The organism is Cytobacillus sp. FSL R5-0569 (genome assembly GCF_038007265.1).
GTDB classification, from domain to species: domain Bacteria; phylum Bacillota; class Bacilli; order Bacillales; family Cytobacillaceae; genus Cytobacillus; species Cytobacillus kochii.
Window position 1 is genome coordinate 4183826 of record NZ_JBBOWW010000001.1, and the last position, 23098, is coordinate 4206923.

Sequence of the window (23098 nt, forward strand, 5' to 3'; positions counted from 1 at the left end):
AATAAAAATCCTATTTAACTATACAACCTATCTATCAAAAAATAGGGTAACAGCTCAACATGGAGATGTTACCCTATTCTTTATTTTAATCCTTTCTTAGACTTCATCTTTTTTTATCTCTACTCTGTTCTTTGATGGACTTTCTGAAATTCCTAAAGTTTTTCATGCCGCCCATACTACTAAGCATTTCATTTGTCTTTTCTTTTTCAATCATTTTAGAATTCAAACCTTGATACTTAGTCTCTTTTTTTAGTTTCCAATAGCTTTCTAACCTCTCAACAGACAAAAAACCATCTTTAATTGCCTTTTGTACTGCACAGTTCGGCTCATGTTGATGTGTACAATCATTAAATTTACAATCAAAAGCAAGTTGATTAATATCAGAAAAGGATGTCGTTAAATCTGCACTTATAATCCCAAGTTCCCTCATACCGGGGGTATCTATAACAACACCTAAATTTGGCAACATAATCAGTTCTCGTCTTGTAGTAGTGTGTCTGCCCTTATCATCATTTCTTAAACCATTCGTATCTAATATTTTTTGCCCTATCAGACAATTGATTAAGGTTGATTTTCCAACTCCAGATGAACCTATAAACGCTACTGTCTTACCGCTAGAGAGATAACTTTTTAAGGAATGGTACCCTTCATCAGAAACACTTGTTGTAACATGTACTGCTACACCTATTGCAATAGAAGATATTTCATTAAGCCTTGCTTCTATTTCATTACATAAATCTGATTTTGTAAGTACAATAACCGGTGTTGCACCACTATCCCATGCGATAGAAAGATAACGCTCTAGTCTACGTAGATTATAATCATCGTTCAATGACATACAAATAAAAACCGTATCAATATTTGTAGCTACCATCTGTATATCTTCTTTAGTTCCTGCCATTTTACGTGCAAATGCGCTTTTTCGTGAAAGTATGTGATGAATAATTCCGTTCCCCTGTGAATTATTTGTTCTATCAATCATTACAAAATCTCCCACAGCAGGATATTCAGAAATTCCTTTTACATTATAGTGATATTTACCAGAAATCTCAGCAACTATCTCACTTTTTTCTGTGATTACCTTATATAAGTTTTTAGATTGTGATGAAACTCTACCAATAAAAAGGTCTTTATATTTTTTAGACTCCTGTATAAATTCTTCAGTAAGTCCTAAATTTTTCATATCAATATTATTCAACTTCATTTCCTCCTAACTTGTTTTTTTACTAACACAAATTTATTTTGATTGCACACCGGACATCCTTGATTTTTCAACGCTTCTATTGTAGGAAAGTCTCCCTGGATGCCAACAAGGGTTGCTCTATTACACGACTTACATTGGTAAGTACGGATTGTTTGCCTTACCTCACCTGTATAGATTGCATCTTCGAATCGACCTATAATATTAGGCTTCGTTGATTCTGTTGTTTGAAGAACGATCATTTGTCCTTTATTTCCAATCATTTGTGCCCCTTCGTATTCATTAAAATTTACTATAATCTCTTTAATTGAGAGACTCATGTGTATTAGCTCATGCTGCAATGCCAGCATAAAGTCTGGTGATTTATGGGCAAATGACAAAAAGATTGGGAAGCCTTTTTCTTTCTTTAAAGCGCTTATTCCGCGAGAAAGGAACAAAGACATTCCTTGTAACGTATAAGGCGGATCTGTAAAAAAGCAATCGTATTGTTCGTGAAAATACTCTGGTAGTAATTGTCGCAAATCCATATGAAGGTCATTAATAGATAGGCCTTCTCGTTCATTTATATGAAGAATATATTGTAAGAATCGGTAATCATTATCTATGACGGTAATCATGGTTTTTTTATTCCTCTTATCCGGAAATAACCGGTTAAGAAGAAGGCCGAGCGACACACTGACTAGGTCGTCATCACCAACACACAAGATTTTTTTTCCTATCAACGCATGCTCTCTTAGGCAAAGTATTGCCCGACGCAAACTTGTTTCGGGTGTGCATTTTGATTGATCAATTTGCACATTAACTTGTGGGCGTAATTGAAATAACCTTGTTAGTAACGATAATATACCTTCAAGCTCTACCTTCCAATCTGTCTCATTAGTCATAAGCCTTTGATATAAGGCTTTGTCTAATCCATCATATCCTAATTCATTTTCGATATATGAAAGCCCTTTATAGGTACAACGCACCCCACGATCCTGGATTAATGCACCTGCCTTTATAAGTTCCTTCTTAACCGCAGTAGCCACTGGAACTGGAAGAAGGACTTTTCGTGCTAGTTCTTTTGTTGATATCCCAGGTTGTATAAAACATTCAACCAAAAGTTGTTCAATTACCAAAGGACCCTCTTGAAGACATACCTTTGCATTAACTTGTTCAATATAATTATTCATGGAATCACTCGCTTATTGTCGATATTTTAATGTGCTTTATTCATTGTGGATAAACACACACGTCATCCAAACAGATACTTAATCCCAAATAAAAAAGGACAGAAAATGAACATATAGTCCATCTTCTGTCCTTTTTAGGATATTGACTACCAAATGACTTTTTTGTCAGAATGATACCGGTCGTTAAAAAAACCTATTTCTAACGTGAGAGTAAAAAATATAACCGTGCAAACGAGCACGGCTTTTGTAGTCAATTATAAATTAAGGATGGCCGTTGTGTTCTTAACCTATATTGATTCATCTATTTTTGTCCAAGACAAACAAACCACTTCAAAAAGTGGATTTTTCCATGTAATAGAAAGAACCATATAAAATTGGTTGATTAGTTAAGAACAAATACCAACATCGAGGCAAAACTCCTATATTGAAAAATATATCCAATTGTAACTTGGATATATTAAATAATCAAGAGTAAAAGTTATTCTATTTTTCTTACGACCTTCCACGCATTTCTAACTCCTTTAATTGTACTCCTGCAAAACTTGGTAAAGTATGAATAATACAAACCCAACTGATAACTCAAGAGATTATAAGATTATCATACTACTCACTTAAGCTTGACCAATAAGCACTATTCCATTTAATTTATAAATTTTAAGCCTTATTACATTTGAAATATAATAAGGCTCTTCATTATTGAAATAAAATTCATCATAATTATCACTCCACTCCTATAACCGCTCTCGACTCCAAGTTGTCCCTGTTTTGATTATCTTAGCTGGAGAGCCTGCAATGGTTGTATGTGCTTCGGAGAAAGGTTTAGTAACAACTGATCTTGCTCCGATGATCGTATCGTCGGGAATCACCGCGCCTTTGGAGATCAAGCAACTAGCAGCAACCCAAACATGATTACCAATGACCACATCCTTTGCACCGTTCAATCTTTCATTTGTTTCAAGGTCAAGAACGGAATGAGCATCTGTTGTTCTCACGGCTATATCATAAGAAAACATACAGTCCGCTCCAATGGAAATATTCTTTCCTTCTTGTGATAATAGATAGACATTCTTAAAGGTCGTTCGGTCACCCACTTTAATTGATTGTTTTTTGCCTTTTAATAATATATGACCAATTAAGTCGGTATTTTCCCCTATCATAATTTCATTATTTGAACCTCGTATGTGAATTAATATATTGGATAGTTTTGTCCCTTTTCCAATATGGATTTTATTATTTGAACCAGTGATTTTTAATTCAGCATTTTTAAAAACAAACGATTCTTCATCGTATAATAGTTGATTGTTTTTTCCAAATACTTTCGTCGTTAGTCCTTTAATTTCTTCTTGAAGTATCATAAAAATGGACCTCCTTACAATTATTGCTCGTATTATAACATCACTGAGTTATTGTAAAGGAGGAATTTACAGAAACTGAAAACAACTGTTACATATGATTTAATTGTCATCTTATTTTTGCATTTACATCGTACCCGATATATAATGTATCGTGTACGATGTAAATAAGGAGGTGGCCAAAGTAAAAGCACAGACCTTAGAGAATCAATTATGTTTTGCTATTTATAAAGCAACAAATCAATATACTAAGTTATACCGGAAAGCACTGGAACCGTTTGACCTCACTTACCCTCAATATATTGTCTTACTCGCTCTGTGGGAAAATGATCATATGATTATTAAACAATTAAGTGAAAAGTTATCGTTAGGGATTGGTACCTTAAACCCCATTATTTCTAAACTAGTAACAAAAGATTATATAACGAAAACACCCTCACCAATGGACAAAAGATCTGTAGTCATTTCATTGACCACAAAAGGAAGAAACTCCGAAAGTACGATATCAGAAATGATTGCAACTAAGGCTACAAAATGGGATTCATTTGCTATATTTGATGACCAATTCAAATTAAAATTACAAGAATTGAATACACAGTTATCTCAATTAAATGACGGGGAGGAGAAAAAATGAATTTATATGATATAAACGTAAAACTCGAAAACGGTACCAATTATCAATTGGAGCAATATGAAGGCAAGGTATTACTAATTGTCAATACCGCAACAAAATGTGGTTTGGCCCCACAATTTGCAGAACTTGAGAACCTATATCAAAAATATAAAGATGCGGGACTGGTTATATTAGGATTTCCTTCGGATCAATTTAAACAAGAACTCGACTCTGCTGAGGAAGCGAGTGAAGCTTGTCGGATGACCTATGGTGTTTCATTTCCTATGCATGAAATCATTAAAGTGAATGGAAAAGAAGCACACCCTTTATTCAATTATTTAACGACAGAAGCAAAAGGTTTTCTGAGCAAAAGCATTAAATGGAACTTTACTAAGTTTCTCATTGATCAAAATGGTAATGTGGTAGAGCGCTTCGGCCCTACAGACAAACCAAGTGATTTTGAGGAAAAAATAAAACAACTACTATCAAATTAAGACATATGTCACTTCGCCTTCCCTATGGTAGATAACTATGATTATTACCGTTCACTTTAGGGTATTACAATTAATACCATCATTATATTTATCAAGGGGAGGCTCATTCATGAATCAGTCAAAGAAACTAGGTATTGTCTACCTTATTACTTTCGCTATAATGATTTTCTTAAATTATTGGTCCGCTACAAATGTTGGCAATGTTGCTGATGCTAATCAACCTTTATTACAACCTGCTGGTTTTGCATTTTCCATTTGGGGGTTCATTTATTTCCTTTTATTTATTTGGATTATCAGAGCTTTTTTCGTGAAAGGTGATGCTGTTTATGTAAAAACTAGCTACCTACCAGCTCTTAACTTTTTATTAAATGGCTGTTGGATTCTAGCTTTTACTGCTCAAGCACTACTTACATCAGTAATCATCATTTTTGCTTTACTTGTCACCTTAATTCTGATCTATGGCAGAATAAACGATACCACTCATACTTTCTTTGAAAAACTACCATTTTCCATTTATATTGGTTGGGTTTCTGTAGCAAGTATTTTAAATGTATTTGTTTGGTTTGTAGGGATGGAACAGACTGTTTTTCTCGGATTGAATGAAGTGACTTGGACCTTTATTATGTTAGCAGTTGCTACAATATTAGCGATTGTTTTCTCTATTCGATTTAAAGACTTTATATATACACTTGTTTTCATCTGGGCATACATTGGTATATATGCAGAAACACCTAATGATGCTGTGAAAACCTTTGTGATGATCCTCATCCTTTTATTAATCGTTATTTTTATCTATACGCTCTACAAATTTTTCAAAAAGTAAATACAACTTAAGAGGCAAATTATGAAGAAAATAATCAAATCAAAAGTATTCCTTATCCTATCAGCTCTAGTAGTTACAGCAATCGGTGGATTTTTCATCTGGACTCAGCTCACTTATCATTCAGTGAATGAGCCAACGATCCCCGTAGACAACCAAATAAGCGTTGAAGATGATTGGCTCTTATTCGGTGACCCTAATAGTCAAATAGGTCTGATTCTTTATCCGGGTGCAAAAGTAGAACCCGAAGCTTATGCTTATATCGGTCAAGAATTAGCTAAAGAAAATCTATTTATCGCTATACCACATGTAACACTAAACATCGCCATACTTGATGTTTCTAAAGCTAACGAAATCATTAGTACGTATAAAGATGTAGATTGGTTTGTTGGAGGCCATTCAATGGGTGGTGCAGCAGCAGCCATGTACGCCGATAAAAACATAGATCAAGTACATGGTTTAATACTACTGGGTGCCTATGCCTCTGATAATGATACACTGACAAATTCGAAACTACCTGTCTTATCCATAAGTGGCTCAAATGATGGACTAAGTACGCCCGCTAAAGTTGACGAGAAGAAGGTTTTTCTTCCAGATGAAGCAGACTTCGTAGAAATCGAAGGAGGAAACCATGCCTATTTTGGTGTATACGGAGAACAATCTGGTGACAACCCAGCCGACATTTCTATTAAGAAACAACAAGAAACGATCATCGATACCATTACTCACTGGATAAAAGAACAAAAACAATAATTAAGAAGGGCTATCTCCTATAGATAGCCCTCCTGTTATTCTCCTCTAATTCCTTCTACTTCAATCTCTGTAATATGATAAGATGAATGAAATGCCAGAGGTAACCAGTCTTCAACTAAATGAATTTTCTTCATGCCCGGAGTTGGCATAAGCAGTTGAATTTTTGATAATAGTTTTGTTTCATCCATTTCATAGGAGACAATATAAAATTGATCAAACGTTTGTTTAAGAGAATCGAATTCACCGAAGCTTAATTGTTCAAAATTCTGAGAAGTGACGTCTTCTAACATTAACTGTTCTCCTACTTCATTCATTTGTTCTAATTGCTGCCAATCAATATGACGATTAATCTTGGAGAGTTCAACTAAATAGTGCTCCTCTTTTCGACTCGGTGATGATTGTGGTGAAGGTCCTCCACTTTTAATGATAAATAAAGAGTTTGTTGCCTTATTTTCGAATTTAAGATAACCCCATGCATAACCGGCTTTAGAAAATTCAAATTGAATCCCAAGTTTGCGGCATTCTTGTGCTACGGCATCTTCAATATGATTGCCTTTTACCCATGCATAACCTGTACTAATAAGCATTTCACGTTTCTTCTGTTCACGCTCATGAATGTAATGCCTATATCCTTTTAATATCCCATCAACAATCGCCTGACTTAATTCAGGTGAAAATTTATAATTCATCAAGTGATATTTCCTCCTAAGTTTTCTCTTTCACATATTCAACCTTTTTTGGAAAGGAAGATCATTGCTTGTTTTGGAAAAAAACCATTCTGATTACCATGCCCTTTTGTCTATTAATTCTTTTTCGTTCTCCCATACCATACGCAATAGGAGCTTCTTTATTCTTTTCTATATTCTATTATTTATGGTCTTCTAGTAAAGAAAAATGATAAAAGCATTCGCCTAATGAAGAAACGAATGCTATCTTTCTTTAGCCATTTTGGATAGAAACCGAAGTTTCTTCTCTCTTTATTTACCAGTTGAGCGATAAAACTTTTTCTATCTCTTTTAATTGACTCTCACTTACTTTTACATTAGTTACTCCGTTTTCTACGAGCTTGTAATCTTGGTCTTTCTCTAATCCGAACTTCATACTTAACATGCGTTGCAATCCAGGAAAAGTAAGGAATTTGATGCGGTAACCATTGTTAATCATTGAAGCAAAGTTTGCCTCATCTTTTTGGGCCAGATGAGCTAATTGTTCAAAATCGAACTGCTCGTTATACTTCCTCCACTCTGTCACTTCCTTTGACAAAGATTTTCTTATAATTTCTTCATCCGTTACACCTTGATTACGTAACAGCTCAATCATATATGCTTCCATTAAAGTTAATTGTTGTTTCAACATTCATCAGCTCCGAGGTTTTCTTTCATTTTACCACGGGATTGGCTGATTGAAGTACTCATTCATTACTTGAAACCAAATATAGTAACCAATATTATTCGGATGCACCCCATCTGCCAATGTGTCTTGTAAATCAATGGAACTGTCCGCCATTTTTTTTGCCATCGGTCGATAAATATCTATATATGGCCACTCGTTTTCTTTAATATACTGTTCTGTTGCTTTTAAATAGTCTTGATAAGAATGATTGCGCTTATTATCAATTTTTCCGTTATAAAGAACAGTTGTCGGATTGGGAGAAAGAAATAGAATTTTCGTATCAGGAGAGGCCTTTTTAATTTTATCAACGGTTTTTTTAATCGCTTGCTCCGTTTCTTTTATGCTTTGATGATATTGATAACTATTAACGACACCTGTTTCAATCATTACCAAATCAGGCTCTGATTTTACCAACTTTTCAACCGTTCCATCCTTAAGTAGCATATTTAAGGTGTAACCGCTTTTAGCAAAGTTATGAAATGACAGCTTTTTTTTATGTGGCAAATGGCGTTCTCGCACTTCCTTTTCTAATAAACGAAACCAAGAAAACATCGGATGAGATGCCCCTTTCCCACGAGCAACACTACTGCCAATAACGGCTACTTTTGCACCGTTCTTACTGTAGCTTTCAGAGACAATATAATCATAAATTGTTGTCTGGTCGCTAAATGAATGGATTGTTTTAGCCGACACAGCAGAGCCAGAAAACAATAAAATACTCGTAAACACTAAAATCATCGTTTTTTTCATTTTATTCGCTTCCTTTCATACTCTCTGCTTACCCTTTTCACTGGTACTTAATCTAGGTCATTTTGACTTCTCTCTCCCATGGGAATCTGATAAAATAAGGAAGCACAGTTTTTCTTGAAAGGAGGAAACTAGATGGTCTCTTCTAAGGATGTTGCCAAACATGCTGGCGTTTCTCAAACGACCGTATCACGTGTACTTAATACTCCAAACCTAGTCAAAAAACCAACAGTAGATAAAGTGATGGCTGCGATTGAAGAACTTCATTACATTCCGAACGCCCATGCCCGTTCTCTTGTACAAAATAAAACAAACACGATTGCGTTACTTTCCGGACCCCTTCATAATCCTTTTTTTGTCGATACAACAGCTGCAATTGTTAATTACGCTAATAGCAAAGGTTATCGTGTGCATGTTCAATTTGTGAATGATGAGAAATTAAATGAGGCATATACTTCAGTAGTTGAAAATAAGGTAGATGGAGTCGTGATGTCCTGTATCTTACTTGATGATCCTATTTTCGAGAAGTTTGAGAAAATGGATATACCATTTATTACATATAATCGAAAACATATTAATAATAAACATTTTGTTGAAATCGATAATTTTCAGGCTGGCATACTTTCAGCTCGTCATATGCTAGAGTTAGGTCATAAACAAATTGCTTGGATTGGAGGTCCCTCTACCGTTAGTACATTTAAAAATAGATACGATGGCTTCGTTGAAGGGATGAACACTGAGTACCTTGCATCGCAATATGTGATTCAAACGAATACATCAAAACAAGCGGTAAAAGAAGCATTTGAAAAACTGATGCAATTACCGACTCCACCGACAGCTATTTGTGCTGCAACAGATGCAATCGCTCTACAGACAATTGATGAAGCAACAAAGGCCGGTTTTCGTGTCCCAGGCGATATTAGCGTAGTCGGTATCGATAATGTTGACTTAAGTAAACACGGTAGTATCGAGTTAACAACCGTCGGAAGTATCTCTGAGCAAAATTTAGGTTTTCTAGCCATCAATGAACTGATTGAAATGATTGAAAATAAAAAAAACAGTTGCGTAAAAATCACTGAATCTGTTAAAGTATTTAATAGGAAAACAACAAAGGCATATCAATAGTTTTTATTTATGCAAAAATGAATACGTAACCATTTTGGAAGCATAATCCCTTACCCTCTTCCATATGAGCTTGAACGACTCATGTGGAATCGCTTTACATAAAAATGGTTACGTATTCATAATTTAATATTCTAACTTGTAAGGGTTTACAATTAAGGAGGAGAAAAACCGTCATGAAATGGAAAAACAGAAAATACGGCGAAGAATCACCGTATATCCCAGCAGGACCTTTTAAGGTTCGCTTACCTTTTATCCATTACCGTTTTGAATGGCCCGATTATGTGCAAGGACTATTAATGTGTGCTGTTGATTTATCAGCCATCCCGCTTTTAATGGAATTACTCGGTATGCCTTTTGAAGTAGCACTCGCTATTGTTGTTTTAAATGGACTTTTTTACTTATTACATCATTTACTAGGTGATCCGGCTGTACCTGGTTGGATTACACCAGCCATTCCTTTAATCATGCTGTACTGTCAGCAATTCCCTGAAGGACCTGAACGTGTTCACTCACTGATCGCCTTCCAATTAACACTCGGTATTCTATCATTATTACTCGGTGCTACTGGGTTGGCATCAAAGGTTGTTCGCTTTATTCCGCCCGCATTAAAAGCTGGTGTTATCCTAGGAGCTGGTTTAGCAGCTGTCATCTCTGTTTTCCAAGTTGGTGGCCGTTTTGAATTGTTCCCTTGGACCATCTCGATTGCTATTGGAATTGGGTTTTATCTTTTATTTTCAAAACATTTTATTCAATTTCAAAACCGCAATGCCTTTTGGAAAACCATTGCTAAACTAGGTATTTTCCCTGTGATACTTGTAGCCGTATTTATTGCCCCATTATTTGGGGAAGCAAAGTGGCCAACAATTGAATGGGGATTCTCATCTCCAGATTTTATTACATTGTGGAATGAGTACACGGTATTCGGATTAGGCTTACCCCCATTCATGATGTTTATTACAGCCATCCCTACTGTTCTCGCTGCTTATATTGTTCTTTTCGGTGATGTATTACAAGTAAAAGCATTAGTGGAAGATGGTCAATCTATCCGCCCTGATGAAAAGGTTGATTACAACCCTAACCGATCTCACTGGATTTTCGGTATTCGTAATGGTGCCATGAGTATTATTGGACCTGACGTCACGATGGCAGGACCCGTATGGAGTGCGATGCAGGTGGTAATGGTTGAGCGTTTCAAAAAAGGAAGAAAAGCTATGGACTCGATTTTCGGTGGTATGGGTTCATTCCGCTGGGGAACGAATACCGGCTTATGGTTACTGCCAATCGTAAGTTTCGTTGAGCCTATACTAGGTGTTGCGATGGCATTAACTCTTCTCATTCAAGGATATGTAAGTGTGAAAGTTGGTATTTTAGAAGCACGAAGTCAAAAAGATCTTGGTGTAGCTGGGATTGTCGCAGCTGTTCTATGTATTAAAGGCGCTGCTTGGGCGTTTGCTGTAGGTATTATTCTTTGTCTATTATTATACGGAAAAGATTTCTTTAAAGGAGAAGTAGACAAAACGTTTAATAAAGATAGTGAAGATCTCAAAAAACAAGAAAAGCAGGTGAGTTAATATGAAGAAACAATTATATATCAATGGTGAATGGAGAGACTCAGCAAACTATGCTGAACTCCTTTCCCCCTATACAAATAAAGTGATTGCGGAAATTCCACAAGCTTCAAAGGAGGAAGTGGAAGAAACCATTGAGATGGCGCATCAAAAAAGAACAGCGATGGCTCGTTTGACTGCCTACGAGCGTGCAGAAATACTAGAAGAGCTTGTTCTATTATTTAAGGAAAATCGACAAAAAGCTGCTGAAATCATTTCTTTAGAATCAGCGAAACCATTGAAATTCTCACTAGGTGAAATTGACCGTACGATTGAGACATATAAATTCGCGGCTGAGGAAGCAAAACGCTTAACAGGTGAAATGATTCCGATGGACGCAGCTAAAAACGGGGCTAACCGATTCGGTTATACAATCGAGGAACCGATTGGCGTAATCGGTGCCATTACACCATTTAATTTTCCACAAAATTTAGTAGCACATAAAGTGGGACCAGCGATTGCCTCTGGAAACCCGATTGTATTGAAACCAGCATCGCAAACACCATTATCTGCTCTATTTCTTGCTGAACTCCTTGACCAAACTTCTTTACCTAAGGGTGCATTTAACGTAGTTACTGGCAGTGGTCGTATTGTCGGAGATGCCCTTGTCGAGAATCCGCTTGTGAAAATGATTACTTTCACTGGTAGCCCAGCCGTTGGTATTGGTATTCGCAATAAAGCAGGACTAAAGAAAGTTGCTTTAGAACTCGGCTCTAATGCAGGACTGATTATTGATAGAAACGTAGACTTAGAAGAAATCGTAGCTAAATGTGTAACAGGTGCCTTTTCTAACCAAGGGCAAGTCTGTATTTCTCTGCAACGCACTTACGTACTAGAAGAGATTTTTCCTGCGTTCGTTGAAAAGTTTGCCGAAGCTACTCAGGCGTTAACAATCGGAGATCCAATGCATGCAACAACTGACCTATCAGCGATGATTCATCCAGCTGAACAGGAGCGAGCATTGAGTTGGGTTGATGAAGCAGTCTCCTTAGGAGCAGAGATTATTACAGGCGGAAAAATTGAAAATGGCGTATTTTTACCAACCATCTTAACGAATGTCGATGCGACTGCAAAGGTTTCTTGCCAAGAAGTGTTTGCCCCTATTGTTATTGTTAACCGTATCTCTTCAATTGAAGATGGTATTATTGCAATCAATGATTCTGACTATGGTTTGCAGGCTGGTATTTTCACTAATGATATTCAAACTGCCTTCCATGCTTCTAAAGCACTTGAAGTGGGCGGCGTGATGATTAATGATATTCCGACCTATCGTGTAGACCAAATGCCATATGGCGGAGTGAAAGAAAGCGGTACGGGCAAAGAAGGTTTGAAATACGCGATTCACGAAATGACTGAAACTAAATTAATTGTTTGGAACCAAAATTAATTAGAGGAGTGACCATCATGTCTGAGAAAATCACCTTTACACCTATAAGCTACACAGGCTGGGATGCTCTTTCCCACCTCGTTGAAGAAGTAGAAAAGTTTAACGTCAAAAAAATCCTTGTGATTACTGACCCTTTTTTAAAAGAAATTGGCTTAACGGATAAAGTGACGCATCCACTTAATGAGGCAGGATATATCACTGATGTTTACACTGATGTTGTTCCTGAACCACCACTTGCCGTTGGGGAAAAACTGGTCTCCTATACGCGCGAACACGCTTTTGATATGGTCATTGGCATCGGTGGCGGAAGTGCACTTGACTTAACAAAATTAGCTGGTGTTATCGCTGTTCATGAAGGTGATGTAGCTGATTATTTAAATCTAACCGGCACAAAATCGATTACAAAAAAAGGATTACCGAGTATCTTAATTCCAACTACATCTGGAACAGGATCAGAAGTAACAAATATCTCCGTCCTTTCATTGGAAACAACAAAAGATGTCGTCACGCATGATTATTTACTTGCAGATGTAGCTATTGTTGACCCAGCACTCACAATGTCTCTTCCTGCAAAGGTAACAGCTGCTACTGGGATCGATGCCCTTACACATGCGATTGAAGCATATGTGTCTAAAAATGCTAGCCCAGTCACGGACGCTTTAGCACTACAGGCCATTCGCCTAATCAGTCAATCCATCCGCACAGCTGTTCATCATGGCGACAATAAACAAGCACGCATTGACTTGAGCTATGGTAGTTATTTAGCTGGTATTGCTTTCTTTAACGCAGGTGTAGCTGGGGTTCATGCACTTGCTTATCCATTAGGCGGGCAATTCCATATTGCCCATGGTGATTCAAACGCTGTTCTTCTGCCATATGTGATGGGCTATATTCGTTCTGCATGTGAAAAAAGGATGAAGGATATTCTCGATACAATGGGCTTTAGCTCTACCCATCTTTCACAAGAAGAAGCTTCCCACCGTTGTGTAGAAGAATTAAAACGCTTAGTCGAAGATGTTGGCATCCCGTCTTCTTTAAAAGGCTTTAACATTGGCCATGATGCACTTGATTCGTTAACAGAAGATGCGACAAAACAAACTCGTTTACTCGCGCGAAGTCCAATGGAATTGTGTAAAGAGGATATATATACAATTTATAAAGCCGCCTTCGAAGGTAAGGTAGTGGATCAAGCTTTAGTAAAAGCATAATGAGGTTGAAAAAGGGGCGCATTAGATTGCAGCCCCTTTTTTCAGTCTGTTCTCAACTCATATTTGGATACGCGCTGATCTTCAAACGTAATAACTAACCATTCACTATCAATGCTAATCAAACTTCTTTCATTACCTAGATAATAAACGATGTTATGCTCCTCCTTAAAAAGCGCATTTTTAGTTGGTTCTCCTAATCTTGCAATTACCTCATTATAATGCCTATTATCCAAATCATATGTATGCAACAAATCGTCTATCATTTCCACTCGTTTATGTGGATTACTTTTCCAATACTCTTCATTAAATTTGGCTTTTACTTCATTGACAAGTAGAAGGCTAATCAAAGCGATTGGTAATACCAATGCTAAAGAAAACCACCAAAGTTGCTTACGCTTTTTCCTCCTATCTGGGCGCATGATTCTTATAGCAAACCATACACATATTACATACAACACACTTGGTAAAATGACATATAACACCGAATCCAGATTCAAATTGGCATCAGTCATCGAAAACAAAATTAATAGCAAAAGATTAACCATCACGTACATTATCGTTACGATAACTAGAAGAGGTAAAACTGCTTGAGTGAACTTCATAGATTTAAATATGCTCCTTTTATTCATTTGGTATTATTATACATTCCATGAAGTAATAGTAGAAGTTTGTTTTTACTCGATAAGGGAAGGATAGGCGTGCTTATGTTTGCTACTCTCTATGACTAAGAACAGTGACTTCTCTTATTGCCGCACTCTCTTATTACATCTGTTGGTGTGGGCTTTCTATTTACCTATTTGACTATTTCAGTAGATACAAACTGAAATACACGCAATTCATCTGTTAAATCCGGCGACTTTTGCGTACAAACAACCTTTACGCGCAATTCACTTGCTCAACCAGGCCACTTTTGCGTGCAAACAACCTTTACGCGCAGTTCACCTGCTTATCTAGGCCACTTTTGCGTACAAACAACCTTTACGCGCAGTTCACCTGCTTAACCAGGCCGCTTTTGCGTGCAAACAACCTTTACGCGCAATTCACTTGCTCAACCAGGCCACTTTTGCGTACAAACAACCTTTACGCGCAGTTCACCTGCTTAACCAGGCCACTTTTACGTGCAAACAACCTTTACGCGCAGTTCACCTGCTTAACCAGGCCACTTTTGCGTGCAAACAACCTTTACGCGCAATTCTTCTACGGAACCCGGTGGCTTTTGCGTGCAAATACCATATACACGCAATTCTTCTGCTAAATTGGTTGCCCATGTGGGTATTTCACTTTTGCCAACACATCTTGACAATCAATCTTCTCATATGATGTATTTCACCCCTTAAATCATATTTCCGGTGATTCTACTTACTATGCTCCCCCATTCATGAATTTCCCCTTGTAACTATGGTTTTTCCTTTCGTTAATTCCCCACATTATAGCAATCTTCCAAAAATAGCTAGATCCTCTCTATCACATATCTTTAAAGTTATTATAAATTTCCGAAAATGATTGACTTCTACTCTAGGTAATTATACACTGAATGAGAATGATTATCGTTATTAAATTACTACATACGATTGTCACAGTTTAATAGAAGAGAAGGGGAAAAAAATGAAAGCAAAGAAGTCGTTCTTATTACTACTATTACTTGTATCTACCGCCATGTTTGCCTTAATTGGTTGCTCAAATAATGAATCAACCGCTTCTGAAGATGAAAAAGATAAAGAGGCGGAAACAACTACAGATCAATCATCCGAAACAGAATATCCAATTACGATTGAACATGCTTTTGGTGAAACAGTGATAGAAGAAAAACCTGAAAGAGTGGCAACAATTCAATGGGCGAACCATGATGTTGTACTAGCCCTTGGCGTTGAGCCTGTCGGTTTTTCTGCAGCAAACTATGGTGTAGAAGATGGTAGTGGCTTACTTCCATGGACTACGAAGAAACTTGAAGAACTTGATATTAAAGATCCTAATATTTATCAAGATACAGATGGTCTTGATTTTGAAGCGATTGCAGACTCCAACCCTGATGTTATCCTTGCTGGTTACTCTGGAATTACACAAGAAGATTACGATTTATTAACACAAATTGCACCAGTTGTCGCATATCCAACTACTCCTTGGACAACAACATGGCGTGAACAAGTGCTTCTTAATGCCAAAGGGATGGGTATGGAGAAAGAAGGAGAACAACTCATTAAAGATACAGAGGATTTAGTTGCGGAAAAAGTTGCAGAGTATCCTGAATTAAAGGGGAAAAAAGTAGTTTGGGCTAACTTCTCAGCAAACGATTTGTCTCAGTTCCACCTCTATACACCTGCTGATCCACGTGTGGCATTCCTAAAGGAAATGGGATTAGAAACACCTGAGAGTATTACCAATCTAATCCAAGATGAAAATGCATTCTCTTTATCTCTAAGTGCTGAAAATGCTGATGTACTTAATGATGCTGATATTATCATCGGTTATAATGATGAAAGCACATATGACGCAGTAAAAGCAGACGCTCGTCTTGGCAAAATTAAAGCTATAGAAAGAGGATCGGTTGTCTTTATTGGTAACAACACACCACTTGCAGCTTCCGGGAACCCTAACCCGCTTTCTATCGAATATACAATCGATGAATACTTAGAATTAATCGCAGATGCTGTTGAGAAAGTTGATGAATAATTTAATTGAAAAGCAAGTCCCAAAAAGGCATCTACCAAAGCATTTGATAATTGTGCTCGTCGCATCTATCATTCTACTATGCTTATGTGTTGTTGCCTCTTTGGCATTTGGCGCAAGGTTTGTATCATGGAATGAGTTACTTACCGGTCTATTTCACCCAGAAATAGAATCATTTAGTTCAAGTGTTGTGCAAGAACGCATCCCTCGTACGATTTTTAGTTTATTATGCGGTGCTGCTCTTGGTGTTTCCGGTGCACTCATGCAATCTGTAACAAGAAATCCAATTGCTGACCCTAGTATTCTTGGCGTAAATACAGGGGCAGCGCTTTTTGTCGTCTGTGGGATAGCTTTTTTTCAAATTAGCAGTGCAGCTGAATATATTTGGTTTGCGATTGTTGGAGCTATGCTAACAGCGATTTTTGTATATGGAATTGGTTCAATGGGGAGTTCAGGTGCGACCCCACTTAAGCTCGTCTTAGCTGGGGCAGCAACAAGTGCCGCTCTCTCTTCCCTCGTTAGTGCCATTATGCTATCTCGTACATATGTCATGGATCAATTTAGATTTTGGCAAGTAGGTAGTGTAGGATCTGCTAACTGGAACTTAATCCTCACTTTTTTACCTTTTTTAGTTGCAGGGATTTTGCTTGCGATCATGACTGCTTCTGCTTTGAATGCATTAGCACTCGGTGACGAAGTGGCTACCGGACAAGGTGTCAGAACCGGTATGATTCGTTTAATCGCTGCATTTGCAGGGGTCATTTTATGTGGTGCCGCAACTGCGCTAGCCGGTCCAATTGGCTTTGTCGGTTTATTAGCGATGCATTTGATGCGACTCATTCTAGGTGCTGATCTTAGATTCACCATTCCCATGTCGGCAATATCAGGTGCAGTCATTTTAACAATCGCAGATATCGCTGGTCGTATCATCGGTAGCCCAGGGGAGTTAGAAGCTGGAGTTGTTACAGCCTTTATTGGAGCGCCTTTATTAATATTTTTAGCGATTAGAATGAAGGTGCGTTCACTATGAGACATCCATTATTAACCGTTATTAAACAAGGACGAATAAAAAGAAGACAGCGCTGGTTACTGATTAATAGCATACTCTTTGCTACAGCCTTAGCATTATGCTGTGCCATACTCATGTTTGGTAACTCCTATTATCCGCCACAAGAGATTTGGAGTGCACTAACAGGGAATGCTGCTGGCGGTGCTTCCTTTGCCGTCAATACAATCCGTTTCCCGAGAATGTTAGCTGGTTTTTTTGCTGGTATTGCTTTCGGCATAGCAGGGAATACATTTCAAACGATGCTAAGGAACCCGCTTGCTAACCCCGATATTCTGGGTATTACTGCTGGTTCAAGTGTGGCTGCTCTAATTTGTATTCTTATTTTCCATACAAGTAACACGGTCGTATCTATTGCATCTGTCATTGCCGGATTATTAACGGTTTTCCTTATTTTTATTTTATCTAAAGGAAAATCTTTTTCCATCGGACGATTAATACTAGTCGGTATTGGTATTCAAGCTATGTTGAGTGCAGCCATTTCTTTTCTATTAATGCGAGGGGCGCAAGAAGATATACCTACTGCCTTACGATGGTTAAACGGCAGCTTGAATGGTGCTCAGCTAGATTCAACGATTCCATTAATGATTACTGTCATCCTATGCGCGCCTATTGTTGCCATTTTGGGTAGACAGCTCGGCATTCTTGAATTAGGTGAAGAATCCGCGACATCGCTCGGACTCAATACGAATCAAACAAGAATACTCCTTGTACTAACTTCGGTTGCCATGCTAGCCATTGCCACCGCAACGACCGGACCAATTGCTTTCGTTGCCTTTTTAGCTGGACCGATTGCCAAAAGACTAGTTGGTGTCGGGTATTCTAATGTCATTCCTGCAGGTCTCGTTGGTGTGAATCTTGTTTTAGCAGCTGACTTGATTGGTCAGTTTGCTTTTACAACTAGATATCCTGTTGGTATTATTACTGGTTTACTCGGGGCACCATATCTAATTTACTTACTTATCCGTATGAATCGAAAGGGTAGTTTATAATGAAAACAATACACCAATTTGAAACGAAGGAAGTCGTAGCCGGTTATGATCAGAAAACGATTCTTCATGGGTTGGATGTGGAGATTCCAAGCAATAAAATAAATGTCATTATCGGGGCAAATGCTTGTGGAAAATCAACTTTGTTAAAAACGATGGCGAGACTAATTAAACCACAGTCTGGTCAGGTTATTCTTGATGGGAAATCAATTGATCAAATTCCACCGAAGCAACTCGCTCGGGTACTCGGTATTTTACCACAGTCCCCTATTGTTCCAGAGGGAATTACAGTAACTGACCTCGTTGGTAGAGGGCGTTATCCTCACCAGAAAATGTTCAGTGGTTGGTCTAAGAAGGATTATGAAGCGGTAGCTGAAGCAATGGAAATTATGAATATCGCAGAACTTGCCGATCGTAATATTGACGAACTATCTGGTGGTCAGAGACAACGAGTATGGATCGCCATGGCACTTACACAACAAACAGATATTTTATTTTTAGACGAGCCGACTACGTTTTTGGACATTGCCTATCAAGTAGAAATTTTAGATTTATTAACCGATCTCAATCGTAAATACGGGACAACTATCGTCATGGTTTTGCATGACATTAACTTATCTGCACGTTACGCAGATTACATTTTTGCATTAGAAAAAGGGCAGCTCATCGCAGAAGGTGAACCTTCTCAAGTCATCACAACTGATCTTGTGAAACAAGTCTTTGGTCTAGATTGCACTGTCATCACTGACCCTGTCTCCCTCTCACCTATGGTTGTACCTAGGGGCAGATACCATGTACAAGTAAATGAATCGTTATAAGAACAAGAAACTCGCTTCTGTAAAATGAGCGAGTTTCTTTTTTTTACAGTAAATAACACCTTCCTGTATTTGCTAATATCATTGATAAATGGTATGATGAATATAATTATTTTTGTTCGGTGTAAAATTGAGAGAGAGGAAATCTCTTCTAAGGAATTTTTTGTCTTAAAATCGTATGTTTGAACAAGGGTAGTAATACATTTGTGGTAACCCCACAACAGGAGACGATAACATGGAAACAGGTACAGTAAAATGGTTTAACGCAGAAAAAGGTTTTGGATTTATCGAGCAAGAAGGCGGAGAAGATGTATTCGTACATTTCAGCGCAATTCAAAGCGAAGGCTTCAAATCTTTAGACGAAGGTCAAAAAGTTACATTTGACATCGAACAAGGTCAACGTGGTCTTCAAGCAGCTAACGTTAACAAAGCATAATTACTATAGAAAAAAAGACTCCATCTAGGAGTCTTTTTTTCATTAACGGTAAGGACACATTATCTTCACTAATGAAAGGGATTGAGATTATGAGCGTAGAAATGTTTCGTATCGGGGAAATGGTAAATATAAAAAGGACGAAAGAGCAAGTGATTATATCAAAAAGCCAGTATGTAAAAAATATGAAAAGATACTCTTATGTCGTTAATAAATATCCTGGTACATTTTTCTTTGAAGAAGAATTGATGAAGTGCGAAAAGAATTAAGTTCTTGCATCTGTAATCAGTGATTCTATTTTTATGCTAAAATTATAGTATCAATCAATTTTGGAGAGATGTTCGATGATCAGTAAAGTAAAGGATAAAACAATTTACCAATCACTAGTGGTTACGTCTACTAAATTATTTGAGTTGTTAACTAAAAACTTAGATGTCAATTCTGCATATATAGCCAAAAAAGTAGGCAATAAAATGACTGTTATTAATTCCTATAATAAAGTGGAATTTATCATACCAGACGATATTGCTGTTGATTATCAAGAATCGAATTGCAAACTTGTATTAGAAAATAATGAACCTGCGAAAACCGTGATGAATTTAATGGCTAATGAAGAAACAAAAAAGCGAAAAATCACCGATGAGCTTGGTGTGAAAGCCTTTATTGGGGTTCCGTTAAATCGCACAGATGGATCAAACTTCGGCACGCTCTGTTTAATGGATAAAGATGAAAAAACCTTTACCAATGAACAAGTGGAAATGGTCCTGTCCATTGCCGATGTCCTCTCCTATATTATTGAACTCGATGACCTTTATGAAGATATTGATTTACTCAGCGTACCCATTATTCCGATATCAAAAGGGATTGCTATCTTGGCACTACAAGGCAACGTCAACGATAAAAGGGAAAGAAAAATTCTTGAAGATACATTAAATTATACATTAAGCCATAAAATTTCTTCTTTTCTCATTGACTTATCTGAAATGCAAATCTCTAATTATGAATTTTCTGATGCACTTAATCGATTAGTCTCGGCTCTTAAACTTATGGGCGTGAAGGTAATGCTTTCTGGTATTCCAACAGCACTTGCTAGCTCAACAAGAATGAGAGACCAATTCCAAGATTTAGAAGTAACATTTGTCAGAAGTATTGAAGATGGACTAAAAAAATTAGGTTATCAAATTGTGGAACGTGAAGAAGAGCAGTAACTCCTACTGCTCTTCTTCACGTTCCCATGTCTTAACATTCCTATTAGACGAAAGTCTCCTCTTCTCTCTTTGACAGCATAGTCATTCCCGCTTTTATAAGCTAAATATCTCCATACCTCTTTAATGGCCTTGTTTAGAATCTACCTCTTCCTACCAACCTTCCTTGTGCGAATCAATCAAATGGTTAAAAAGTAGTTTAAGTGTACAAGCACTAAATGCATCCTTTGCATAAAACTATTAGAAAAGGAGGTATTTTCATATGGTAAAAATATATATCGATCCTGGTCATGGTGGTACTGACCCTGGAGCAGTAGGTAATGGTTTACAGGAAAAGAACCTTACACTACAAATAGCTACAAAGGTAAGAGATTTATTATTAGGATATAGTAATGCTGAGGTACGAATGAGTCGAACAGGTGACCAAACCGTTTCTCTTGCCCAAAGAACAAACGATGCCAACGCTTGGGGGGCCAATTACTTCTTATCCATTCATATTAATGCCGGTGGCGGTACTGGCTATGAGGATTATATCTATCCTGGATCCGGCACACCTACAACAACCTATCAAAATATCATCCATGAAGAAATAATGAAAGTCGTTAACTTCGCCGATCGTGGCAGAAAGCAAGCCAATTTTCACGTATTAAGAGAAAGCAATATGCCTGCTATTTTAACAGAGAACGGTTTTATTGACACAGTTGCTGATGCCAACAAATTAAAACAAGCGTCATTTATTCAAGCCATTGCCCAAGGACATGTAAATGGACTCGTACGTGCCTTCAACCTGGTTCCATCAGGAGGAGCTATCTATCATACAGTTGTCAGCGGAGATACTGTCTACGCCTTATCTCAAAGGTATGGAAGCACAATTGCACAAATTCGAAGCTGGAATGGATTAGACGCTAATTATACGATTTATCCTGGGCAAGTTTTGCGGGTGAAATAAAGCAACTATTTTATATTAAAAGTTAAAGTCGGGCTGCCCCTTAAACATAACAAGCCCGACTTCCTCTTTCGAATATAAACGTTCTTATGCTTTCTGACTTTCTTTCCATTGTACAATCGATTTAGCTAACTTTTTTGGCGTATTTTTAAAAGCGTCTATTGTGCTCCCAGCTAAATGTGCAGTAATTGTTACATTATCAAGATCTAAAAACGGACTTGCCTCTCCTAAAGGTTCATGGTCAAAAGTATCAATCGCTGCACCAGCAATTTGTTTCTCATTTAATGCTCGAATAAGATCTTCTTCACATACTAGTCCTGATCTAGCTGTATTGATAAGAACAGCAGTACTTTTCATCATCGCTAACTGTTCATACCCGATAAGATGCTTCGTTTCCTCCGTTAATCTCCCATGTAGAGTCACAACATCTGAATCTGACAATATAGTTTCTAAATCTACTTGTTCAAAAGCCGTTTCCCCCTGAAAATAGGGATCATAGAAAATAATTCTAGTATCAAATCCACTTAGAAATTTGCCAACAAGTTGACCAATATGACCATAGCCAATGATTCCTATTGTTCTATCTTCTAATTCTGGTACGAAATCAGCATTACTAAAATCTTTGCGCCAATCTCCTTGTTTTAAGGCAGCATGTGAACGGGCAATATTTCGAATTTCAGATAGAATCATCCCCACCGTAAATTCAGCTACACTTCTTGCATTTCTACCGGGTGTATTAATCACTTCTACCCCTCTTGCTTTAGCCTCATTAATGTGAATATTTTCTACACCTCCACGTAAAACCCCTATCAATTTAAGATTTGTGGCTTTCTCGATCACTTTTTGACCAATTGGTGCAAATTGTGTAATAATCACCTCATACTGATCGATATCGTCATATAAGTTTTCTGGTAAACATACTGCTTCACTACCTTGTTGCTCAATAGCAAGATTATCCTTTTGCAACGCTTCTAAATTCTCATGTCGCCATTCTCGAATCGCCAGCTCGATACCGTTATCTATTAAAGTTTTTAATCCTTGTTCCATCATTTCCTTCGTAATAAATAAATCCGCAATTGCTAAGCATTTCATCTGTGCTTCTCTCC

At 37.4% G+C, this 23098-nt stretch carries 25 protein-coding genes; 16 read left to right on the plus strand and 9 right to left on the minus strand.

Annotated elements, in window-relative coordinates; translation table 11 throughout:
- Positions 1-103: 103 nt before the first annotated feature.
- The 3 genes from rsgA to MKX78_RS21315 all read right to left on the minus strand — a co-directional run bounded on the left by rsgA (position 104) and on the right by MKX78_RS21315 (position 3728).
- On the minus strand, positions 104-1198 hold the full coding sequence (gene rsgA, locus MKX78_RS21305) for a ribosome small subunit-dependent GTPase A (protein WP_289434734.1): 1095 nt from the start codon (positions 1196-1198) through the stop codon (positions 104-106).
- A gap of 2 nt (positions 1199-1200) precedes the next feature.
- Positions 1201-2373, minus strand: a complete 1173-nt coding sequence (locus MKX78_RS21310) for a bis-aminopropyl spermidine synthase family protein (protein ID WP_281202722.1) — start codon at positions 2371-2373, stop codon at positions 1201-1203.
- Positions 2374-3104: 731 nt separating this feature from the next.
- A complete protein-coding gene (locus MKX78_RS21315) occupies positions 3105-3728 on the minus strand; it encodes an acyltransferase (RefSeq protein WP_341052304.1) in 624 nt (207 codons plus the stop codon).
- 172 nt (positions 3729-3900) lie between these two features.
- On the opposite strand from MKX78_RS21315, the gene MKX78_RS21320 reads away from it, so the two are divergent.
- The 4 genes from MKX78_RS21320 (at position 3901) to MKX78_RS21335 (ending at position 6405) form a co-directional block, all read left to right on the plus strand.
- Positions 3901-4359: a MarR family winged helix-turn-helix transcriptional regulator gene (locus MKX78_RS21320; protein WP_341052305.1), complete on the plus strand. Its 459-nt coding sequence runs from the start codon at positions 3901-3903 to the stop codon at positions 4357-4359.
- Complete coding sequence (locus MKX78_RS21325; protein WP_224937238.1) at positions 4356-4832, plus strand: glutathione peroxidase; 477 nt, start codon at positions 4356-4358, stop codon at positions 4830-4832. The genes MKX78_RS21320 and MKX78_RS21325 overlap by 4 nt, the downstream gene beginning before the upstream one ends.
- Positions 4833-4941: 109 nt before the next feature.
- Positions 4942-5655: a tryptophan-rich sensory protein gene (locus MKX78_RS21330; protein WP_224937239.1), complete on the plus strand. Its 714-nt coding sequence runs from the start codon at positions 4942-4944 to the stop codon at positions 5653-5655.
- 21 nt (positions 5656-5676) lie between these two features.
- On the plus strand, positions 5677-6405 hold the full coding sequence (locus MKX78_RS21335) for an alpha/beta family hydrolase (protein ID WP_341052308.1): 729 nt from the start codon (positions 5677-5679) through the stop codon (positions 6403-6405).
- A gap of 35 nt (positions 6406-6440) precedes the next feature.
- On the opposite strand, the gene MKX78_RS21340 is transcribed toward MKX78_RS21335, so the two are convergent.
- From MKX78_RS21340 to MKX78_RS21350, 3 genes are all read right to left on the minus strand, one after another.
- Complete coding sequence (locus MKX78_RS21340; RefSeq protein ID WP_307316013.1) at positions 6441-7094, minus strand: spr1630 family ClpXP-sensitive toxin; 654 nt, start codon at positions 7092-7094, stop codon at positions 6441-6443.
- Between the two features lie 292 nt (positions 7095-7386).
- Positions 7387-7761 carry a hypothetical protein gene (locus MKX78_RS21345; RefSeq protein ID WP_341052311.1) on the minus strand — a complete coding sequence of 125 codons (375 nt, stop codon included), beginning with the start codon at positions 7759-7761 and terminating at the stop codon, positions 7387-7389.
- Between the two features lie 27 nt (positions 7762-7788).
- Positions 7789-8547 (minus strand): SGNH/GDSL hydrolase family protein, encoded by a 759-nt coding sequence (locus MKX78_RS21350; RefSeq protein WP_341052313.1) that lies wholly within the window; start codon positions 8545-8547, stop codon positions 7789-7791.
- A gap of 132 nt (positions 8548-8679) precedes the next feature.
- On the opposite strand from MKX78_RS21350, the gene MKX78_RS21355 reads away from it, so the two are divergent.
- From MKX78_RS21355 to MKX78_RS21370, 4 genes are all read left to right on the plus strand, one after another.
- Positions 8680-9669 (plus strand): LacI family DNA-binding transcriptional regulator, encoded by a 990-nt coding sequence (locus MKX78_RS21355; protein WP_341052315.1) that lies wholly within the window; start codon positions 8680-8682, stop codon positions 9667-9669.
- A gap of 173 nt (positions 9670-9842) precedes the next feature.
- On the plus strand, positions 9843-11240 hold the full coding sequence (locus MKX78_RS21360; protein WP_341052317.1) for a hypothetical protein: 1398 nt from the start codon (positions 9843-9845) through the stop codon (positions 11238-11240).
- 1 nt (position 11241) lies between these two features.
- Positions 11242-12663 carry an aldehyde dehydrogenase family protein gene (locus tag MKX78_RS21365; protein ID WP_307316025.1) on the plus strand — a complete coding sequence of 474 codons (1422 nt, stop codon included), beginning with the start codon at positions 11242-11244 and terminating at the stop codon, positions 12661-12663.
- Positions 12664-12680: 17 nt separating this feature from the next.
- Positions 12681-13871, plus strand: coding sequence for an iron-containing alcohol dehydrogenase (locus tag MKX78_RS21370; protein ID WP_307316027.1), 1191 nt, complete (start codon positions 12681-12683; stop codon positions 13869-13871).
- A 41-nt stretch (positions 13872-13912) separates the two neighbouring features.
- On the opposite strand, the gene MKX78_RS21375 is transcribed toward MKX78_RS21370, so the two are convergent.
- Positions 13913-14473 (minus strand): hypothetical protein, encoded by a 561-nt coding sequence (locus MKX78_RS21375; RefSeq protein ID WP_307316030.1) that lies wholly within the window; start codon positions 14471-14473, stop codon positions 13913-13915.
- Positions 14474-15021: 548 nt separating this feature from the next.
- Positions 15022-15174 (minus strand): hypothetical protein, encoded by a 153-nt coding sequence (locus MKX78_RS21380; RefSeq protein ID WP_307316033.1) that lies wholly within the window; start codon positions 15172-15174, stop codon positions 15022-15024.
- 302 nt (positions 15175-15476) lie between these two features.
- Between MKX78_RS21380 and MKX78_RS21385 the strand changes: the two genes are divergently transcribed.
- The 8 genes from MKX78_RS21385 to MKX78_RS21420 all read left to right on the plus strand — a co-directional run bounded on the left by MKX78_RS21385 (position 15477) and on the right by MKX78_RS21420 (position 21995).
- Positions 15477-16541: an ABC transporter substrate-binding protein gene (locus MKX78_RS21385; RefSeq protein WP_307316036.1), complete on the plus strand. Its 1065-nt coding sequence runs from the start codon at positions 15477-15479 to the stop codon at positions 16539-16541.
- Positions 16534-17568, plus strand: coding sequence for a FecCD family ABC transporter permease (locus MKX78_RS21390; protein WP_307316040.1), 1035 nt, complete (start codon positions 16534-16536; stop codon positions 17566-17568). The genes MKX78_RS21385 and MKX78_RS21390 overlap by 8 nt, the downstream gene beginning before the upstream one ends.
- On the plus strand, positions 17565-18596 hold the full coding sequence (locus tag MKX78_RS21395) for a FecCD family ABC transporter permease (RefSeq protein ID WP_341052324.1): 1032 nt from the start codon (positions 17565-17567) through the stop codon (positions 18594-18596). The genes MKX78_RS21390 and MKX78_RS21395 overlap by 4 nt, the downstream gene beginning before the upstream one ends.
- The gene (locus MKX78_RS21400) at positions 18596-19411 is read left to right on the plus strand and encodes an ABC transporter ATP-binding protein (RefSeq protein ID WP_307316046.1); all 816 of its coding nucleotides are present in this window, start codon (positions 18596-18598) and stop codon (positions 19409-19411) included. Before MKX78_RS21395 ends, MKX78_RS21400 begins: the two co-directional genes overlap by 1 nt.
- Before the next feature lie 232 nt (positions 19412-19643).
- Positions 19644-19844: a cold-shock protein gene (locus tag MKX78_RS21405; RefSeq protein ID WP_095371726.1), complete on the plus strand. Its 201-nt coding sequence runs from the start codon at positions 19644-19646 to the stop codon at positions 19842-19844.
- 89 nt (positions 19845-19933) lie between these two features.
- Complete coding sequence (locus MKX78_RS21410) at positions 19934-20110, plus strand: hypothetical protein (protein WP_180316921.1); 177 nt, start codon at positions 19934-19936, stop codon at positions 20108-20110.
- A gap of 75 nt (positions 20111-20185) precedes the next feature.
- Positions 20186-21049, plus strand: coding sequence for a GAF domain-containing protein (locus tag MKX78_RS21415; protein WP_307316049.1), 864 nt, complete (start codon positions 20186-20188; stop codon positions 21047-21049).
- 259 nt (positions 21050-21308) lie between these two features.
- Complete coding sequence (locus MKX78_RS21420) at positions 21309-21995, plus strand: N-acetylmuramoyl-L-alanine amidase (RefSeq protein WP_095371724.1); 687 nt, start codon at positions 21309-21311, stop codon at positions 21993-21995.
- Positions 21996-22079: 84 nt separating this feature from the next.
- Here the strand turns inward: MKX78_RS21420 and MKX78_RS21425 are convergent, their stop codons facing one another.
- Positions 22080-23084 carry a 2-hydroxyacid dehydrogenase gene (locus MKX78_RS21425; protein ID WP_307316051.1) on the minus strand — a complete coding sequence of 335 codons (1005 nt, stop codon included), beginning with the start codon at positions 23082-23084 and terminating at the stop codon, positions 22080-22082.
- Positions 23085-23098 lie beyond the last annotated feature (14 nt).

What these genes read in the sequence shown, in the direction of transcription:
- MKX78_RS21310 (WP_281202722.1), bottom strand. Translation starts at nt 2,373, where the DNA reads ATGAATAATTATATTGAACAAGTTAATGCAAAGGTATGTCTTCAAGAG.
- MKX78_RS21315 (WP_341052304.1), bottom strand. Translation starts at nt 3,728, where the DNA reads ATGATACTTCAAGAAGAAATTAAAGGACTAACGACGAAAGTATTTGGA.
- MKX78_RS21325 (WP_224937238.1), top strand. Translation starts at nt 4,356, where the DNA reads ATGAATTTATATGATATAAACGTAAAACTCGAAAACGGTACCAATTAT.
- MKX78_RS21330 (WP_224937239.1), top strand. Translation starts at nt 4,942, where the DNA reads ATGAATCAGTCAAAGAAACTAGGTATTGTCTACCTTATTACTTTCGCT.
- MKX78_RS21335 (WP_341052308.1), top strand. Translation starts at nt 5,677, where the DNA reads ATGAAGAAAATAATCAAATCAAAAGTATTCCTTATCCTATCAGCTCTA.
- MKX78_RS21340 (WP_307316013.1), bottom strand. Translation starts at nt 7,094, where the DNA reads ATGAATTATAAATTTTCACCTGAATTAAGTCAGGCGATTGTTGATGGG.
- MKX78_RS21345 (WP_341052311.1), bottom strand. Translation starts at nt 7,761, where the DNA reads ATGTTGAAACAACAATTAACTTTAATGGAAGCATATATGATTGAGCTG.
- MKX78_RS21350 (WP_341052313.1), bottom strand. Translation starts at nt 8,547, where the DNA reads ATGAAAAAAACGATGATTTTAGTGTTTACGAGTATTTTATTGTTTTCT.
- MKX78_RS21355 (WP_341052315.1), top strand. Translation starts at nt 8,680, where the DNA reads ATGGTCTCTTCTAAGGATGTTGCCAAACATGCTGGCGTTTCTCAAACG.
- MKX78_RS21360 (WP_341052317.1), top strand. Translation starts at nt 9,843, where the DNA reads ATGAAATGGAAAAACAGAAAATACGGCGAAGAATCACCGTATATCCCA.
- MKX78_RS21365 (WP_307316025.1), top strand. Translation starts at nt 11,242, where the DNA reads ATGAAGAAACAATTATATATCAATGGTGAATGGAGAGACTCAGCAAAC.
- MKX78_RS21370 (WP_307316027.1), top strand. Translation starts at nt 12,681, where the DNA reads ATGTCTGAGAAAATCACCTTTACACCTATAAGCTACACAGGCTGGGAT.
- MKX78_RS21375 (WP_307316030.1), bottom strand. Translation starts at nt 14,473, where the DNA reads ATGAAGTTCACTCAAGCAGTTTTACCTCTTCTAGTTATCGTAACGATA.
- MKX78_RS21385 (WP_307316036.1), top strand. Translation starts at nt 15,477, where the DNA reads ATGAAAGCAAAGAAGTCGTTCTTATTACTACTATTACTTGTATCTACC.
- MKX78_RS21390 (WP_307316040.1), top strand. Translation starts at nt 16,534, where the DNA reads ATGAATAATTTAATTGAAAAGCAAGTCCCAAAAAGGCATCTACCAAAG.
- MKX78_RS21395 (WP_341052324.1), top strand. Translation starts at nt 17,565, where the DNA reads ATGAGACATCCATTATTAACCGTTATTAAACAAGGACGAATAAAAAGA.
- MKX78_RS21400 (WP_307316046.1), top strand. Translation starts at nt 18,596, where the DNA reads ATGAAAACAATACACCAATTTGAAACGAAGGAAGTCGTAGCCGGTTAT.
- MKX78_RS21405 (WP_095371726.1), top strand. Translation starts at nt 19,644, where the DNA reads ATGGAAACAGGTACAGTAAAATGGTTTAACGCAGAAAAAGGTTTTGGA.
- MKX78_RS21410 (WP_180316921.1), top strand. Translation starts at nt 19,934, where the DNA reads ATGAGCGTAGAAATGTTTCGTATCGGGGAAATGGTAAATATAAAAAGG.
- MKX78_RS21415 (WP_307316049.1), top strand. Translation starts at nt 20,186, where the DNA reads ATGATCAGTAAAGTAAAGGATAAAACAATTTACCAATCACTAGTGGTT.
- MKX78_RS21420 (WP_095371724.1), top strand. Translation starts at nt 21,309, where the DNA reads ATGGTAAAAATATATATCGATCCTGGTCATGGTGGTACTGACCCTGGA.
- MKX78_RS21425 (WP_307316051.1), bottom strand. Translation starts at nt 23,084, where the DNA reads ATGAAATGCTTAGCAATTGCGGATTTATTTATTACGAAGGAAATGATG.